Below are 14,582 nucleotides of genomic sequence, written 5' to 3' on the forward strand. Positions count from 1 at the left end.
TTCTTTATTTGCATGTAACTGCATACAAATAATTAAATTATTTGTTTTAATGTATATTACTGATTTATATCTCTATTGCCTTGAGCGCATCATATTTTAAAGAGATATTTATTATGAATATAATCAATAACGCCACCACCTTGCCTGAGTTTGTGTCAACTAAGGTTGAACAGCATCTTGAACAGTTAATCTATCTTCCCGATAGCGGCAAAAACCTTGTGGTAGGCAAGCAGCCAAATCCTGAAGATATCGTTTTGCAGAGCAATGACTATTTAGATTTGAGCAACAATGAAGAGATAAACCGATGTCATGCGGATGCAATACTGACTCCGCAGCAGTCGACGTTTATGTCAGGGGTATTTCTACACGATGGTGATATTAAACAGGTAGTCGAACAACGATTATCGAATTTTGCGCACTTTTCGAGTTGTTCTCTATTTCAATCTGGTTGGATTGCAAACATTGCTTTGCTGCAAACCATTTGCGACCAAACGACCCATGTCTACATTGATTTTTTTGCTCATGCGTCTCTTTGGGAAGGAGCAAGAACCGCGGGAGCGAACCTGCACCCATTTATGCACAATAATGTGCGCCACTTTGAAAAACTGGTGAAACGAAATGGTCCGGGAATTTTGATTGTAGATTCAATCTACAGCACCCTTGGTACTATTGCACCATTAAAGAAAATGATTGAAATTGCCAAACAATATGGCTGTGCCATCGTCGTCGATGAGTCTCACTCACTCGGCACTCATGGTAGCCAAGGCGCTGGGCTATTACAGCAATTAGGACTGAGCCACCAAGTCGATTTTATGACCGCGAGCTTAGCAAAAGCATTTGCCTATCGTGCTGGTGCGGTTTGGTGTAACAACCGTACCAATGAGGTGATTCCTTATGCCGCCTACCCTTCGATTTTTAGCTCGACACTTTTACCGAGTGAAATCTGCCGTATTGATGCTACGTTAGACGTTATTATTCATGGGGATGAACGACGCGCAAGGCTTGCAAATAATGCCAAACTGTTAGCGAAAGAGTTACAAAAGATTGGTTTTAACATCCGTAGTGAATCTCATATTGTCTCTTTGGAGACCGGAAGCGAGAGTAACACCAAAAAAGTCCGTGATTTCCTAGAATCTAAAGGCGTATTTGGCTCGGTGTTTTGCCGCCCAGCAACGACACCCACGCAAAACATCATTCGCTTTTCTATCAATTGCTCTGTTACAAAACAGCAAATCCAGCGCGTCGTAGATGTGTGTAAGATGGCTTATCAGATAGAGGCGTTTACATTCCGATAGACCATTTCCGCAAAGCGAACACGCAAGGATTGGGCTGAATAATAAGACCAAGTCGCTGATTGGGTTAAATCCAATCAGCGATCTTATCCAGTAATTTTTCTGTCGCGGCGGGTTTAACGATGTAGTCCGTCATATTCGCTTGATGTATCTTCTTAATTATCGCAGTGGACGAGCTGCCTGTGTAACCGATTATCGGAATAGCCGCTGAACGAGAATCTTTTAGCTTGCGTATCGCTTTGGTGGTGTCTAGACCATCCATTTCAGGCATCGCTATATCCATAATAATTAAATCTATCGAGTTCGACTCAAGTTGGGTTAAAACTTCAAGACCGGTTTTTGCCTGCAGCACATTAAAGCCCTGTTGACCCAGCAATATCGCGGTATAGACACGCAAGGACTGGTTATCATCAGCGATCAAAATGGTTTTGCCTGATACCGATTCTAGTTTCGGTATACTTGTTCGGTCAGCAAAATGTTGATTACTGTTCTCAAAAAATAGTTCAAATAGGTGCTTTTTAACATTGTCGATTAGCTGACTTTTCTCTACTGCTGCAAAGCTAAGATGACGATCATAGTCGCCAAGGTAACGATTGCTTGAGTTGTAAAGAAAGACCAGACGAGCCTCGGTAAAATGCAGCAGCTTTTCCAACTGCCTGAATCGCTGTGGTTTGTCACTAAACTCATCAAGATCAACAAAGATCAATGGGTATTCAAATTCGTATTCAGATCGCTGGCAGGCTTGCTCTACCGTCACTGCAGTAAAATGATAACCCAAATAAAACGATTGGCTATTCAGGATCTTAAAGACAACTTGTTGTTTGGATCCGATGTACATGACGGACTTGTTTTTCACAAGTTGCTTCTTGATTTCAAGTACTTCTGCAGAATCATAGTCTGAGAACGATAAACTAAACTCGGTCCATGCTCCAAGTCGAGAGCGACAACTGATCTCTCCGCCCATCGCCTGCATCACTTTTTTACAAAAAGGCAAACCCAATCCATAGCTATTGCGTTTTCCGGTTGAGTAAAAATCTTCGAATATGTGTTCCATCACTTCCGGTTTAATGCCCAGACCATTATCTCTAAATCGGATGCAGTTATAACCATTGTCCGCTTCGATCTCGATAACAATGGAAAACCCCGTATTCCCTTGATGATAAAAAGCATTTTTTAATAGATTGTAGATAACATACTTAAATAACGTATCGCTTCCTAAAAAAGCAAAATCTTGCCGAACATTCACCTTCACGGCTTGACGATCGACTAAGGACTTGTATGAAAATCCGTCCACCGCCGAACAAACCACCTCTTTTATGGAGTGTTTAACATAGTTTCCCGTCGCGATACGGCTTTGATCGATTGAGGTAAGCAGCATGTCAATCGTTTCATTACCCGACTCAATAACATTGTTAGCATCATTCAATACTTCTTTTGCTAATATGACTTCCTCTTTAGTCATAACAAACTCACCCGTCCCATGAGCATCGAGTTTCGGTAGCACGCTGCTTAACACATCATTAGACGCGCGCAATGCACTTAATGGATTACGCATTTCATGTGCTATGCCAGCACCAAAATACTTTGCAATCGACATCTTAGATTCATGCTCTGCTTGGTTTCTAAAGAAAAACAAATTGCCAAAAATATACGTGAAGACAAAGACGGGTACATAAGACCAAGTGATATGTTCATTAAACTTATACCAGTCGCTGCCATAGGCACAGAAATAAGCCACACCGATACTAGACAAGCTCTGCAGCATCATCACTCTGGTGGTATGAACAAGCAAAATATGCAGAAAAATAGATGCCATAAACGAAGTGACCCATACGGTTGTCCACTCGTTTTTAAACATCATATAACAGAAGAAAAATGGCAGTGTGTAACTGATAGTAAACAGATAGTGATACGGGAGATAAGGTTGAACAAATGATGGCAAATGTTTGCGTAACGCGACAGTAACCAGCAGTATCGAGCCAAATAGCCTGAGCCAGATATTTTCGTAGGGCTGAGGAAAAATGTCGTGCCACATGAAGTAATACAGTGGGAAACCAATAAAGCCAAGCCAACCCACCAAACTAAGATTAGGTTCGGAATAGCGATATATTTTTTGAACTTCATCCTTAAACATCAAATCCACCAACCGGCCTAAACACGTCACCCAAGTCAGATAGGGTCGGCTTTCCGGACATTATTACTCTATTGACTACAAATCGCTTTATCGACGACCAACGCAGTGCCGAGGTGAGCTGCAACGCTCTTATTAGACTAAGACAGTTAAGCACCAATGCGGCCAACACCATTAAAAGATGGTTAAATAACTGATATACATGATTTAGCGCTGCCAATATTACTGCGTTTCTACGTTAATACCAAGTAACAGTTACTTACTTTATGGCGCTAATATTAAAAATGCCGGTTATGTTGAATACGGTCTTTGTCCAGTATCCAGTTAGAGATAAATCCATCGACATAAAAAAGGAAGGTACAAACCTTCCTTATGTAACAAACACCTTGGTTTAATTTATTGCGCAATCATTCCAGTCTTGATTAGTGCTAGCTTTGGGGAGCTATCTAACCTAATCACGATGAAACGAACACCGTTAAGCCTTGTTCGTTACCCGTTTCATTTCTGCTAGCTCACGAACAAAGCGTGAGGGTTGCGATTGATAGCATACCCATACCTTTTGCTTAGCACGCGTCAATGCCACATAAAACAGTCTGCGTTCTTCGGCATCCGGGAAGTCGTCTGTGCCAGCGGTCAATGCACTATTTAAATGAACAAATTTCTGTTTACTCGGGAATTGTCCTTCATCAACCGCAACGATAATCACAAAATCCGCTTCTTGCCCTTTGCTGGCATGACAGGTCATAAACTCTAAATCGAGCTGCTCAAATTGTGCTTGCCAGTTTTCCAGTTGCTCGGGTTTGTGATAGTGATTCCTGCCCAGTAACAGCACTCGACTGGATGATTTTTTGTTGTTAAGGGACGTTAAGATCCCTTCTATCTTAGACCCATGCTCAATCACAACCGCGTTTTGCTTCACGGTTCTGGCGCTGTTCAGTTGTTTGTTCAATTGCGCTGGATTTGCCTGAATAAATTCTGATGCAACGTGACCAAGGTTGTCAGCAAAGCGATAGGTCGTATCTAATTGATGGATTGAGGCATCAGGAAATCGACGTTGGAAACCTGTGGTTAAATCGACGTCAGAGCCGGTAAATTGATAGATGGACTGCCAGTCATCGCCCACCGCAAACAGTGTCGCCTCAGGCTTTTTCTGCTCATCTTTATGATGTTCATTGCCTGTATCCGTTTTAGCTGTCTTTCTACCACGACAAAGTGCTTCAAGTAATGCTAAACGATCTGGAGAGATATCTTGATACTCATCCACCATCATAAATCGCCATGGTGAAGTGAAGCGCCCCGACTCCACTAACGAAGTGGCTTGGGTGATCATCGTAGTAAAATCGACCTGCTTATTCTCGCGCATCATCTTTTGCCAAGCCTGATAACACGGCCAGCAAAGCGCAAGTTCACTATTCAGGCGGGTATAGTCTGGGTGATTGATTATCTTCTGTTGAATGTCTTTTTTATTCAATGAAGAAGAGATGAGTTGGTCCAGTTGCTGTTCAAGCCAAGCAATTAACTTAGGATTTTCACTCTGGCTTCCTAGCTCATCGTCACCAGTTAAATAAGCGATGGGCCAAGTAGAAAGGTGTTTTTGCCAACGTTTAAAGTTAGCGGGCGTCATCCAGTGTTTCTTCAACCAATCAATACACCAAGCTTTCTTTTGCGCCATATCGGTCACAATGGGCGCGAGACTCACCGACTGCTGCCCCGCTTGATTGATAATTTTTAAACCGAGTTGATGAAAAGTAAGTACGCTCACCGCATCTGCACTCTGACCAAATTTGCTCTCAAGGCGCGCTTTCATCTCTTGTGCTGCGTCACGACCAAACGCAACCATTAGCAGTTGCTCTGGTTGAGCGATGTGACTTTGCAGTAAATAAGCGACCCGAGCCATCAGCACGCTGGTTTTGCCACTGCCCGCGCCTGCTAGGATCAGGTTTTGATCGTTGTTGTGCAGTACCGCGAGCTGTTGCGATTCATTAAGCGGCGAACGTTCAGATTGAGAAAACAACACTTGCCAATTTTGGCGTTCGTTGGCGATCCATTGATCATTACGTTGTTGTAGTTGCTGCTGAGTATCTTCAATCCATGTTTGCAGGTAGGCGATATGATCGGGTAATACACGATGGGCTTCTTCTAGTGACATCTCCATTTGCTGGAATTCACGTTGAACCTTACTTCGCCATTGCTGAACATCCGATGCGGGTAAAAATCGTGGCAAATTGACAAGTTGTGTCAGTTCATTTTGCCACTGCGGTAGATACTGATAAAGATTGCGACACTGTTGGTGATGCCATTCCTGATAGCGGTCCAATGCACTTGAGGCAAAAGATTGCACCGTTTGCCAATCAAGCCCCATCACTTTCCAGTGTACTTGTTGGTCCTGTGCAGGATGACACACAACGGTGACGCTCGACCAAAGCATACCTCTGTTAATTTTTAACTTGCCACTCCACTGATTAAATGGAATCGACACTTCGACACGACTTGAATGTAAAATAAGTGAATCTTGCATCAACTCAATAGAAGTAAATTCCTTAGAGATGAAAAATTGAGCTGCATTAGAGGCGCTGATTAGCATGAATAACAGTAATAATTTGGAAAAAACTCAAACTAGTTTACTGCATTAATCAGCGATTAACATCGATAATGGTCGATTTTCTAGTAACCTGATGAAATGTGTGTGATTTGTTACCCATAGCGGCTACAATTTCTATTCAGTTTGATATTAATGATAAGCAAGTTTTAGTTTGAATTTATCTGCACAACTCCGCCAACAATGGGCAAACAAGACCGTCAACTACAGTGGCCTTATTTTGATCACCCTGTTGGGTATTGTCATTCCAACTTGGTATCTTGGTTTAAAGACTTGGATCACTCCCCTAATCTTGGGAGTGATCGCTGCTGCACTGTCGGAAACGGATGATAACTTTTTTGGTCGTATCAAAGCCATCTTACTGACGCTTATCTGTTTTGCCATCGCCGCGTTTTCTATCGAAATTTTGTTCGATACTCCCGTGCTATTTGCTATCGGCTTATTTTGCTCGAGTTTTGCGTTTATTTTGCTTGGCGCGATCGGTCCCCGTTACTCTAGTATTGCATTCGGTTCATTACTGATCGCGATCTATACCATGATTGGTGCCACACAAAGTACCGACCTTTGGTTTCAACCTGTGATGCTGTTGGCAGGCGCTTTGGGTTATTTCTTCATGTCAATGATTTGGTCGAGTATTGCCCCGTGGCAACCGGTTCAGCTAAGTCTTTCTGCCGTGTTCAATCAACTGTCCCGCTATCTCGCTGGAAAACGTACGATGTTTCATCCCAGCATCGAACTTAGACTGCAACCTTTACGAGTTTCCGAAGCCAACCTAAATGTAAAAACCGTTGCCGCCCTCAATCAGTGCAAAATGACTCTGCTCAATCGTTCTAAAAAAGGGCATGTTGATGGACCGAGCGATCGTTATTTACAGCTTTACTTTATCGCACAAGATATTCATGAACGGATTAGCTCTAGCCACTATCGTTATCAGGAGCTATCCAAAAAATTTGCTCGTTCCGATGTCTTATTCCGATTCAAACATGTGTTAGAGATGCAATCAGAGTCATGCGCCGCCATTGCATCGGCAATCAGTCTTGGTCAGCCTTACACGCATGGACAAAACTCAATTCGAGCACTGGCTGAACTGCAAGACTCCATTGAATATCTAAACCAACAATCCTTGCCAGATTGCAGTGAGCAACTGGAACAACTCAATTACCTATTCAATAACATGGCAACCGTCGAAAAGCTGCTAAGTAATGTCAGCAACCCAGATATTGAGTCGATTGAGGAGGCGGTGCTGGATGATACCAATCCGCATACGTTGTCAGCGATGTGGTCAAGGATCAAAACGCACCTCAATAAAGACTCGCTGTTATTTAGACATGCTACTCGCCTTTCGTTGGCACTGACTTTGGGTTACGGCGTGATTCAGGCGCTTAATCTGGAACATGGTTATTGGATCCTGCTGACAACACTGTTTGTGTGCCAACCCAACTACAGTGCGACTCGACAGAAACTTTACGCGAGGATCATCGGGACGGTTGTTGGCTTGCTGCTGGGTGTGCCATTGCTTACCTTATTCCCTTCCTTTGAAAGCCAATTGTTCTTTATCGTCATTTCTGGGGTGATGTTCTTCGCACTTAGACTCAATAATTATGGCTATGCGACGGGCTTTATCACTGTGTTGGTTTTATTCTGTTTCCATCAACTAGGCGATGGTTATGCGGTGGTATTACCCAGATTGTTTGACACGCTAATAGGCTGTCTACTTGCGGTGGGGGCGGTGTATTTTATCTTGCCCGATTGGGAGTCGAAACGTCTAAGCAAAACGATGTCAAATGCGATTGAAGCCAATCGCCAGTATCTTATGCAAATTATCGCTCAATATCGTATTGGTAAACAGGATACCCTTGCCTATCGTATTGCCAGACGACGCGCCCATGATACCGACGCTCAACTCGCGAGCACCATTGCCAATATGCTGGCAGAGCCGGGACAATACCAAAAATCAACAGAACAGAGTTTCCGATTTCTGACGTTGAATCACGCCCTTTTGAGTTACATTTCTGCGCTCGGCGCGCATAGGCAGCGTCTAAACGACGAATCAATTCACTGTCTGGTATTGCAGGCACACCGCACGATTAACCGTCACCTTGAGGTGCTTAATTATCAACTAAGTTCGCATATTCAAGACCATGAGTTTTCCACTGTCGATCAATTCGACATTCATCGACGTTTGGTTGAATGGCGCGACGACGATGACCGCTCAGCTCGAATGGTGTTACAACAGTTACATCTGATCTATCGCTTACTCCCCGAATTGCATAATTTAGCGAACCATTTAGCAGACCAAGCCCCGAGCGACTCCGATCCTAATGACAAAAGCTCTGACAAAGCTTAATGCCTAGTCTATTTTGCTAACTCACTGACCATTCGAGCTTTTAACCCAATACGGGCTCGGATGGTTTATATCTGGTTACAGCAAACTTCCATTTTTCTTACAAAACTCGGACAAATCCTACCCTAAATACCTCTAAATTAGTGACCTATATCACAAGGAACCTTGGTTAGACTGCGCTAACTCTTAAATGAAATACCAAAGGTTCTCGGCACCAAAGATACAAGCAGTAAACGGTGAATGGTGGGATTATTGTGATGAAAGGAACTCAGACTGCTTATTTTGTAAATCGCTCGAAAGGTAATCTTATGTCGAAGCAACAGTTTGAACAGCTTAAAGAACAACTAAAACTACTTTCTAATTCTCAACTTAAAATGTTACAAGGTCAGATCTCTAGCCAGCTAACGCCAGTACAATCTGAGTTGATTAGTGATGAAGAGATGCAAGCGTTAGCTCAGTTGTTCCGCTAATATTGTCACAGCACCACCTCTCACAATTTGCCCTGCCGAGGGCGAAATTTGCATGTCTTGGTAGCCACCGCTAAGATAGCGACACCGTTTTGCGTGACCTAACGCACCCCCATACCTAAAAAGCGCTAATAATCACCATGCCAAAACTTAATCTCCATAAGCGAGACTACTTGACTAATCTAGGTCAGGATGTCACTGAATCAGAACTTGAGGCACGCCTCTCTCCATCTCATGCTCCAATCACACAACGCGTGAATCGAAGCCCTTATATTAACCAAAGAAATCTCAATGATCGCTGGAATAAGCTCAACAACCCTGCGGCGATGCAGCATTTATTTGATGCGCATACTCAGCAAACCATGTCTGCTTATGAGAAGAATATTGAGTATTTTATTGGCACAGTAAAACTGCCTATTGGCACGGCAGGTCCATTACGCATCAATGGTCTTTTTGCCAAAGGAGATTACCAAGTCCCCCTTGCGACGACCGAAGCTGCCCTTGTCGCTTCCTACAACCGTGGCGCGAACCTGATCACCGAAGCCGGTGGAGCGAGTGCGATGCTACTGAATGAAGGCGTAACGCGAACCCCCGGATTTGCATTCCAATCCTTAGTTCAAGCCGGACAGTTTGTCGCATGGGCCGTCACACAATTTGATGATTTTAAGCAAATAGCTGAAGCGACTACTCGACACGGAAAATTAAGCGATATCAATGTCAATATCGAAGGAAACCATGTCTATTTAGTCTTTGAGTATCTCACTGGCGACGCGTCTGGACAAAATATGGTGACGATAGCCACCAATGCGGTGTTCGAATTCATCTTGGCTAAAACGCCGGTGACGCCTGAATTTGCTTTTTTAGACGCCAACCTTTCTGGTGACAAGAAAGCTAGCGCGCAAACACTGCGCAGCGTTCGCGGTAAAAAGGTTACGGCCGAGGTGACGATTCCAGCGGCTTTGGTTGAGAAACACCTGCATACCACACCGGAGCGCATGGCTCAGTTTGCGCAAATGACGACGGTTGGTGGCGCATTAAGTGGCACTATTGGTATTAATGCCCACTATGCCAATGCGTTAGCCGCGCTCTACATTGCCTGCGGTCAAGATGCCGCATGCGTCGCTGAATCTGCGATAGGCATGACACGTATTGAACAAACCTCACAAGGGGATTTGTATGCCAGTGTTACGCTGCCGAATTTAATGGTAGGAACAGTGGGTGGCGGTACCGGATTACCGAGTCAAAAAGCTTGTTTAGACCTTCTTGGCTTATATGGAACAGGTCATTCGCAAGCACTTGCGGAAGTCACCGCTGCACTTTGTCTGGCAGGTGAATTATCCATTGTCGGCGCGTTTTGTGCGGGTCATTTTGCTCGAGCGCATCACAAACTGGCTCGTTAAGTGTTTCCGCCTAGCTGTTACATCCTAGGCGGAAGTCTTCAAATAACGGCAATGTTATAACGGACGGGTTTGATCAACCTTTAATACAGGTGATGGGTCAAAGAAGTGCTTTTTAAAGTATCGCAGACTGTCATTGAGCGCTTTCTCTTTTATCGGCTTCACGACAATATAATCCGCACCCGCGTCAATGAATTGCTGCCTAGTACTCTCTTGGTTATCCGCCGTACAGGCGTAGATCGGCACTTGTTTATGCCAGGTATTTCGAATCATATTCGTCGCTTCGATACCAGACATGGATGGTAATTGGTTGTCCATCAATACCAAATCAAAGGCTTGGTTAGCGATACAATCTAACGCTTCCTGACCATCTTTAGCCCAGACGACTTCCATACCGTACTTTTCACAAAAAGCACGAGCAATAAAGGCATTAGTATGGTTATCTTCGACCAGCAACAATCGCAACGGTCGTTCAAAAAGGTCAAAATCTAGGGTGTTTTCGACCCGATATGCACCTTTATCACCCTTTTGACTATCCATAGGGATAAAGAGATTAAATATCGACCCGATCCCCACTTGGCTATGCAGCTGAATGTCACCGCCAAACATTGACACGAGATGCTTCACTATCGCGAGACCAAGTCCACTGCCGCCATATTCACGGGTTAGTGTCGACTCCGACTGGATAAATGGGTCAAAAATCGTCGACAATTGAGTGTCTGGGATCCCTATCCCGCTATCTCTTATCTCAATATGTAGTTCACCTTGGGTGACGCCTTGCTTGTTTTGGCTGTGACTGCGATAGTCAAAGGCGACGGAGACCTCACCTTCATGAGTAAACTTAATTGCGTTACTGACTAGGTTAAACAAAATTTGATTGAGTCGAACCTGATCACTGGTCACCAGTATGTCTTGGTCAAGGTTAGTGGTTAAGTTGAACGTTATGCCTTTGCTATCACACAATGGCTTAAAGATCCCCTCCAATGCCACCAATACATCTTTAAAATGGAATTGATGCATTTCCAATTTAAAACGACCGTTTTCGATCTTAGAAAAATCAAGAATGTCGTTAATGACCGCCAGTAAATGTTCACCGCTGTTGTAAAGAACATCCACTTGCTCATGAAAGCGCTTGTCGCCCTGTTGCACACGCAGCAGTTGGCTGATACCCAAAATACCATTAAGTGGCGTACGTATTTCATGACTCATTCTTGCTAAGAAATCAGAACGCGCCTTTGCTGCCGCTTCTGCTGAGCGGCGTGCTTTATTACTTTGACGCTCAGCATCAAGCAAAGTGGTAATGTCCTGACCTTGCGATAAGATTAACACTCTATCGTTATGAGCAGAAATAGCAGAGAAACTCCAGCGATAGGTTTGATGACCGATAGGAACATCGATGCCGGTTAGGGTCGCGCCCATTTTGGCTTTGATAACGTGCAGGGTCATCAAATCAACGAATTGAACCATGAGTTCATTCTGCGCCGTATCCTCATCGACGCCCTCAACCCCCAAGGCTTTGCGACCTGCTGGGTTGATTTGCAGGATTTTGCCATTTTCTTTCCAAACAATAATAGGAGATAGGGAGAAGTTGAATAAGTCTTGAAATAGCTTCTCTTGCTCGGAGAGTCTTTCAAAGGTATTACTTAGCGTGCGCCCAATGTGGTTAAACTCGTAAATAGAAGAGCCGTCATAAGGCGTGAAACGATCTTTATTGCCCGCTATCGCGGTATATTGCATTAGTGATGCAAGTTCGGTGGTCACTTTGCGGTTTAACCAGCGACGAAGCGCCAGCGATAGCACAATGATCACCAGAATCGAACAGACAATCCAAAGCAAATAACTTTGCTTGAGCGCCAATACGCCCGGATTACGTTGTATCGAGTAGACATTGAGTTTTAGAGAGCTTTCACCCATGTCTAATTCGGTTTCCGTGATGAGCACCTTATCAAAGGCCAACTCACCACTGTCGATATGTGATGATATCGAGTCTAGGGTGTAATGATCGTCACTTGAGATAGTCGACGCGATAAATTGCCCTTTATGTAGCAACATAACATCGTCACTATTGGTCCCTTCCATCAATCGACTTAGCAACGCAATGTTATCGTTCAGCACTAAACCAACGTAAAGATACCCCAACACTTCACCAGATTCGCTGGCGATTATGGGGGTTTTTCGCACTAAGATATGCCGCTCTCCCAACTGCGAACTGACACTCACGACCGCCCATTGGTTTTGGAATTCAACCTGTGAGCGTAATTCAAACAGGCTATAGTCCTCTAAACCATAGAACAAGGCATTGCCATCATCCCAAATAACATCACGCAGGTGGGTAATAAAACGAAAATCCGGAGAGTGTAAAGGCTCTAAGTTGTCTTCACGTAAAAAGAAGTAATCTAACGCTTTGGTGTCCACGTCCTGAAAGTACTGCTCCACCGCGTCACTTTTGGCATTACTGTCTTGTAGAATTTGTAGTGACGCGAGTCGGTAATCGAAAAAGTTGAGCACCAACTGTCGTGTTTGCTTAGACGTGCGTTGGACCTCTTGGGTAATGATATCGCGACTTAAATTCCAGCTTTGCAACAAGATCGCTAAGGTGAAGGTGCCAATCACCCACGCTACAGTGCGTGTGATGAGTGTCGCGAGTGATTTTCTGCTATTAAAGTACGTTAAACTCATTAGTTTTGATCAGAATAGCGAAATGCTTGTTGTTTGAGTGTATTGATTCTTTCTTGGCTGTCATCACTTGTCACTAATTCAAAGTCACCTGAGTAAACAGTCGGTACCGGCTTGCCCTGCAAATCGAGTTTTATCGCTTCAGCCATCGCAATCCCTGTATCATCATTCATACGCATGACAGTAACATCGAGTTGTCCATTGCGTAGGGCGTCGAGTTCAGCAGAGCCACCGCCCCAACCGTTAATAAAGACATCTTCACGCTGATGTTTTGCCAGTGCATCAACCGCTCCTAACGCGACATCGGTTGAGCATGCGTAGATAAAACTGATATCAGGATACTGAGAGATTGCATTTTGAGCGGCTTTAAAGCCGGTTTCTTGGTCCGCTCTCGTATAATAAGACGAAGCAAGTTGATAGCGACCTGTACTATCCATGGCATGAATAAACGTCTCTCCACGAGCGTCGCTGATGTACCCTTCGGAAAAGTAGAGAAGCGAATAACTGTGCTGCCCTTTAAATCGCTGTTGGAAATAGTCCGCCAGCAACTTTGTCCCTTCTACATGGTCGAAACCCACATACATAAAAGGTTGCTTATTGTCCCAAGCACGTAAAGGTGTGGTGATGTTTTGCAGAATCAGCTTAGAATCAGAGGCATTGAGAACGTGCTCAATAAATTTTTTGTGGCGGCTAGTATCAAGAGTGAAAATTAGATAATCAGGTTGGGCTTTGATGGCTTCGCGCAACGAACTGCTCTGTTCACGGGTGTCGGTACTTGGTCTGGTAAATACCTGATTGATTTCATAATCAATACCGAGTTCATCCATCCTTAACTCGAAAGCCTTAATGTTGCGAACCCAATAATCTGACACCTGTTGACCCGGGTAGATAACGGAAATAGTGACCGGATCATAATTTTTACTAATGGCGACAGCCTCTTCCCTTACCGTTTCTGCTAACTGTTCTGTAAGTTGTTGCTGTTCCGGATGAGCGTCCAGAAATGCATGGTAATCCCAATAGCTTGGTAGGATGTCATGGGCGTTCGCCGACATCGGGAAAGGAACGGTGAGCAATAAGAAACGAAGTAAGTGCTGCTTCATTGGCAATCAACCATGCAATGTTTTAAATTTAGTTTATACAACATATTGTTACACTTCTAGCTTTTCCGTTCATACGCTCTGTTTCACGACTAAATCTTACCCATTGCGAGTCGTGTTGATTGATTTATTGCGTATTCAACAATTGAAGATGGACAATACGTTGCCGCTACACATTCAGATGCATATACAAATATTATAGACCCAATAATTGATGTCCAAATAATATAGCTTAGATGCAGAGTTATGAAGTGACTTGTTGATGTCCTGCTGATTACAGTTCAAATCGGCGTGCTTGGTTGACTAACGCTTCTTTTTTGACTTTAGGCAGCTTTTTGATAGCAATCTCGACTTTCAGTGCCTCGCTCTTACTGCTTTGAGTTTGACTCCACACTAACTCTAAAGGTCCTCGACCACGCAACGCTTTCGCGCCCTTTCCTTGGGTATGCTGTTTAAAGCGGCGAGCGAGATCGTTGGTAATTCCACAATAGAGTTTCTGCTCATTGGTACGAATCAAATACACGTACCAATGTTGCTCTTGGGATGCTAAAGATTGACTGGTCATTGCTGATAACAATT

At 43.9% G+C, this 14,582-nt stretch carries 9 protein-coding genes; 4 read left to right on the forward strand and 5 right to left on the reverse strand.

All coding sequences use genetic code 11. The features are described from left to right. Positions 1–113: 113 nt before the first annotated feature. Positions 114–1,295: an alpha-hydroxyketone-type quorum-sensing autoinducer synthase gene (gene cqsA / locus L9Q39_RS16645; RefSeq protein ID WP_237486218.1), complete on the forward strand. Its 1,182-nt coding sequence runs from the start codon at positions 114–116 to the stop codon at positions 1,293–1,295. 64 nt (positions 1,296–1,359) lie between these two features. Here cqsA and L9Q39_RS16650 read toward each other — a convergent pair whose 3' ends face one another. Both L9Q39_RS16650 and helD read right to left on the reverse strand, forming a co-directional pair. Continuing rightward, on the reverse strand, positions 1,360–3,426 hold the full coding sequence (locus L9Q39_RS16650; RefSeq protein ID WP_237486219.1) for an ATP-binding response regulator: 2,067 nt from the start codon (positions 3,424–3,426) through the stop codon (positions 1,360–1,362). Between the two features lie 472 nt (positions 3,427–3,898). After that, complete coding sequence (gene helD, locus L9Q39_RS16655) at positions 3,899–6,007, reverse strand: DNA helicase IV (protein WP_237486220.1); 2,109 nt, start codon at positions 6,005–6,007, stop codon at positions 3,899–3,901. A 169-nt stretch (positions 6,008–6,176) separates the two neighbouring features. On the opposite strand from helD, the gene yccS reads away from it, so the two are divergent. The 3 genes from yccS to L9Q39_RS16670 all read left to right on the forward strand — a co-directional run bounded on the left by yccS (position 6,177) and on the right by L9Q39_RS16670 (position 10,233). Further along, positions 6,177–8,369 carry a YccS family putative transporter gene (yccS, locus tag L9Q39_RS16660; RefSeq protein WP_237486221.1) on the forward strand — a complete coding sequence of 731 codons (2,193 nt, stop codon included), beginning with the start codon at positions 6,177–6,179 and terminating at the stop codon, positions 8,367–8,369. Positions 8,370–8,674: 305 nt separating this feature from the next. Next, a complete protein-coding gene (locus L9Q39_RS16665) occupies positions 8,675–8,836 on the forward strand; it encodes a hypothetical protein (protein WP_237486222.1) in 162 nt (53 codons plus the stop codon). A 137-nt stretch (positions 8,837–8,973) separates the two neighbouring features. Then, positions 8,974–10,233: a hydroxymethylglutaryl-CoA reductase gene (locus L9Q39_RS16670; RefSeq protein WP_237486223.1), complete on the forward strand. Its 1,260-nt coding sequence runs from the start codon at positions 8,974–8,976 to the stop codon at positions 10,231–10,233. Positions 10,234–10,287: 54 nt separating this feature from the next. Here the strand turns inward: L9Q39_RS16670 and L9Q39_RS16675 are convergent, their stop codons facing one another. From L9Q39_RS16675 to L9Q39_RS16685, 3 genes are all read right to left on the reverse strand, one after another. Beyond that, positions 10,288–12,909 (reverse strand): LuxQ periplasmic sensor domain-containing protein, encoded by a 2,622-nt coding sequence (locus L9Q39_RS16675; protein WP_237486224.1) that lies wholly within the window; start codon positions 12,907–12,909, stop codon positions 10,288–10,290. After that, a complete protein-coding gene (locus tag L9Q39_RS16680; RefSeq protein ID WP_237486225.1) occupies positions 12,909–14,006 on the reverse strand; it encodes an autoinducer 2-binding periplasmic protein LuxP in 1,098 nt (365 codons plus the stop codon). The genes L9Q39_RS16675 and L9Q39_RS16680 overlap by 1 nt, the downstream gene beginning before the upstream one ends. Positions 14,007–14,277: 271 nt before the next feature. Beyond that, a complete protein-coding gene (locus L9Q39_RS16685; RefSeq protein ID WP_237486226.1) occupies positions 14,278–14,568 on the reverse strand; it encodes a GIY-YIG nuclease family protein in 291 nt (96 codons plus the stop codon). Between the last annotated feature and the right edge of the window lie 14 nt (positions 14,569–14,582).

It is taken from the genome of Vibrio hippocampi (assembly GCF_921292975.1).
In the GTDB taxonomy this organism is placed as follows: domain Bacteria; phylum Pseudomonadota; class Gammaproteobacteria; order Enterobacterales; family Vibrionaceae; genus Vibrio; species Vibrio hippocampi.

What these genes read in the sequence shown, in the direction of transcription:
- cqsA (WP_237486218.1), top strand. Translation starts at nt 114, where the DNA reads ATGAATATAATCAATAACGCCACCACCTTGCCTGAGTTTGTGTCAACT.
- L9Q39_RS16650 (WP_237486219.1), bottom strand. Translation starts at nt 3,426, where the DNA reads ATGTTTAAGGATGAAGTTCAAAAAATATATCGCTATTCCGAACCTAAT.
- helD (WP_237486220.1), bottom strand. Translation starts at nt 6,007, where the DNA reads ATGCTAATCAGCGCCTCTAATGCAGCTCAATTTTTCATCTCTAAGGAA.
- L9Q39_RS16665 (WP_237486222.1), top strand. Translation starts at nt 8,675, where the DNA reads ATGTCGAAGCAACAGTTTGAACAGCTTAAAGAACAACTAAAACTACTT.
- L9Q39_RS16670 (WP_237486223.1), top strand. Translation starts at nt 8,974, where the DNA reads ATGCCAAAACTTAATCTCCATAAGCGAGACTACTTGACTAATCTAGGT.
- L9Q39_RS16675 (WP_237486224.1), bottom strand. Translation starts at nt 12,909, where the DNA reads ATGAGTTTAACGTACTTTAATAGCAGAAAATCACTCGCGACACTCATC.
- L9Q39_RS16680 (WP_237486225.1), bottom strand. Translation starts at nt 14,006, where the DNA reads ATGAAGCAGCACTTACTTCGTTTCTTATTGCTCACCGTTCCTTTCCCG.
- L9Q39_RS16685 (WP_237486226.1), bottom strand. Translation starts at nt 14,568, where the DNA reads ATGACCAGTCAATCTTTAGCATCCCAAGAGCAACATTGGTACGTGTAT.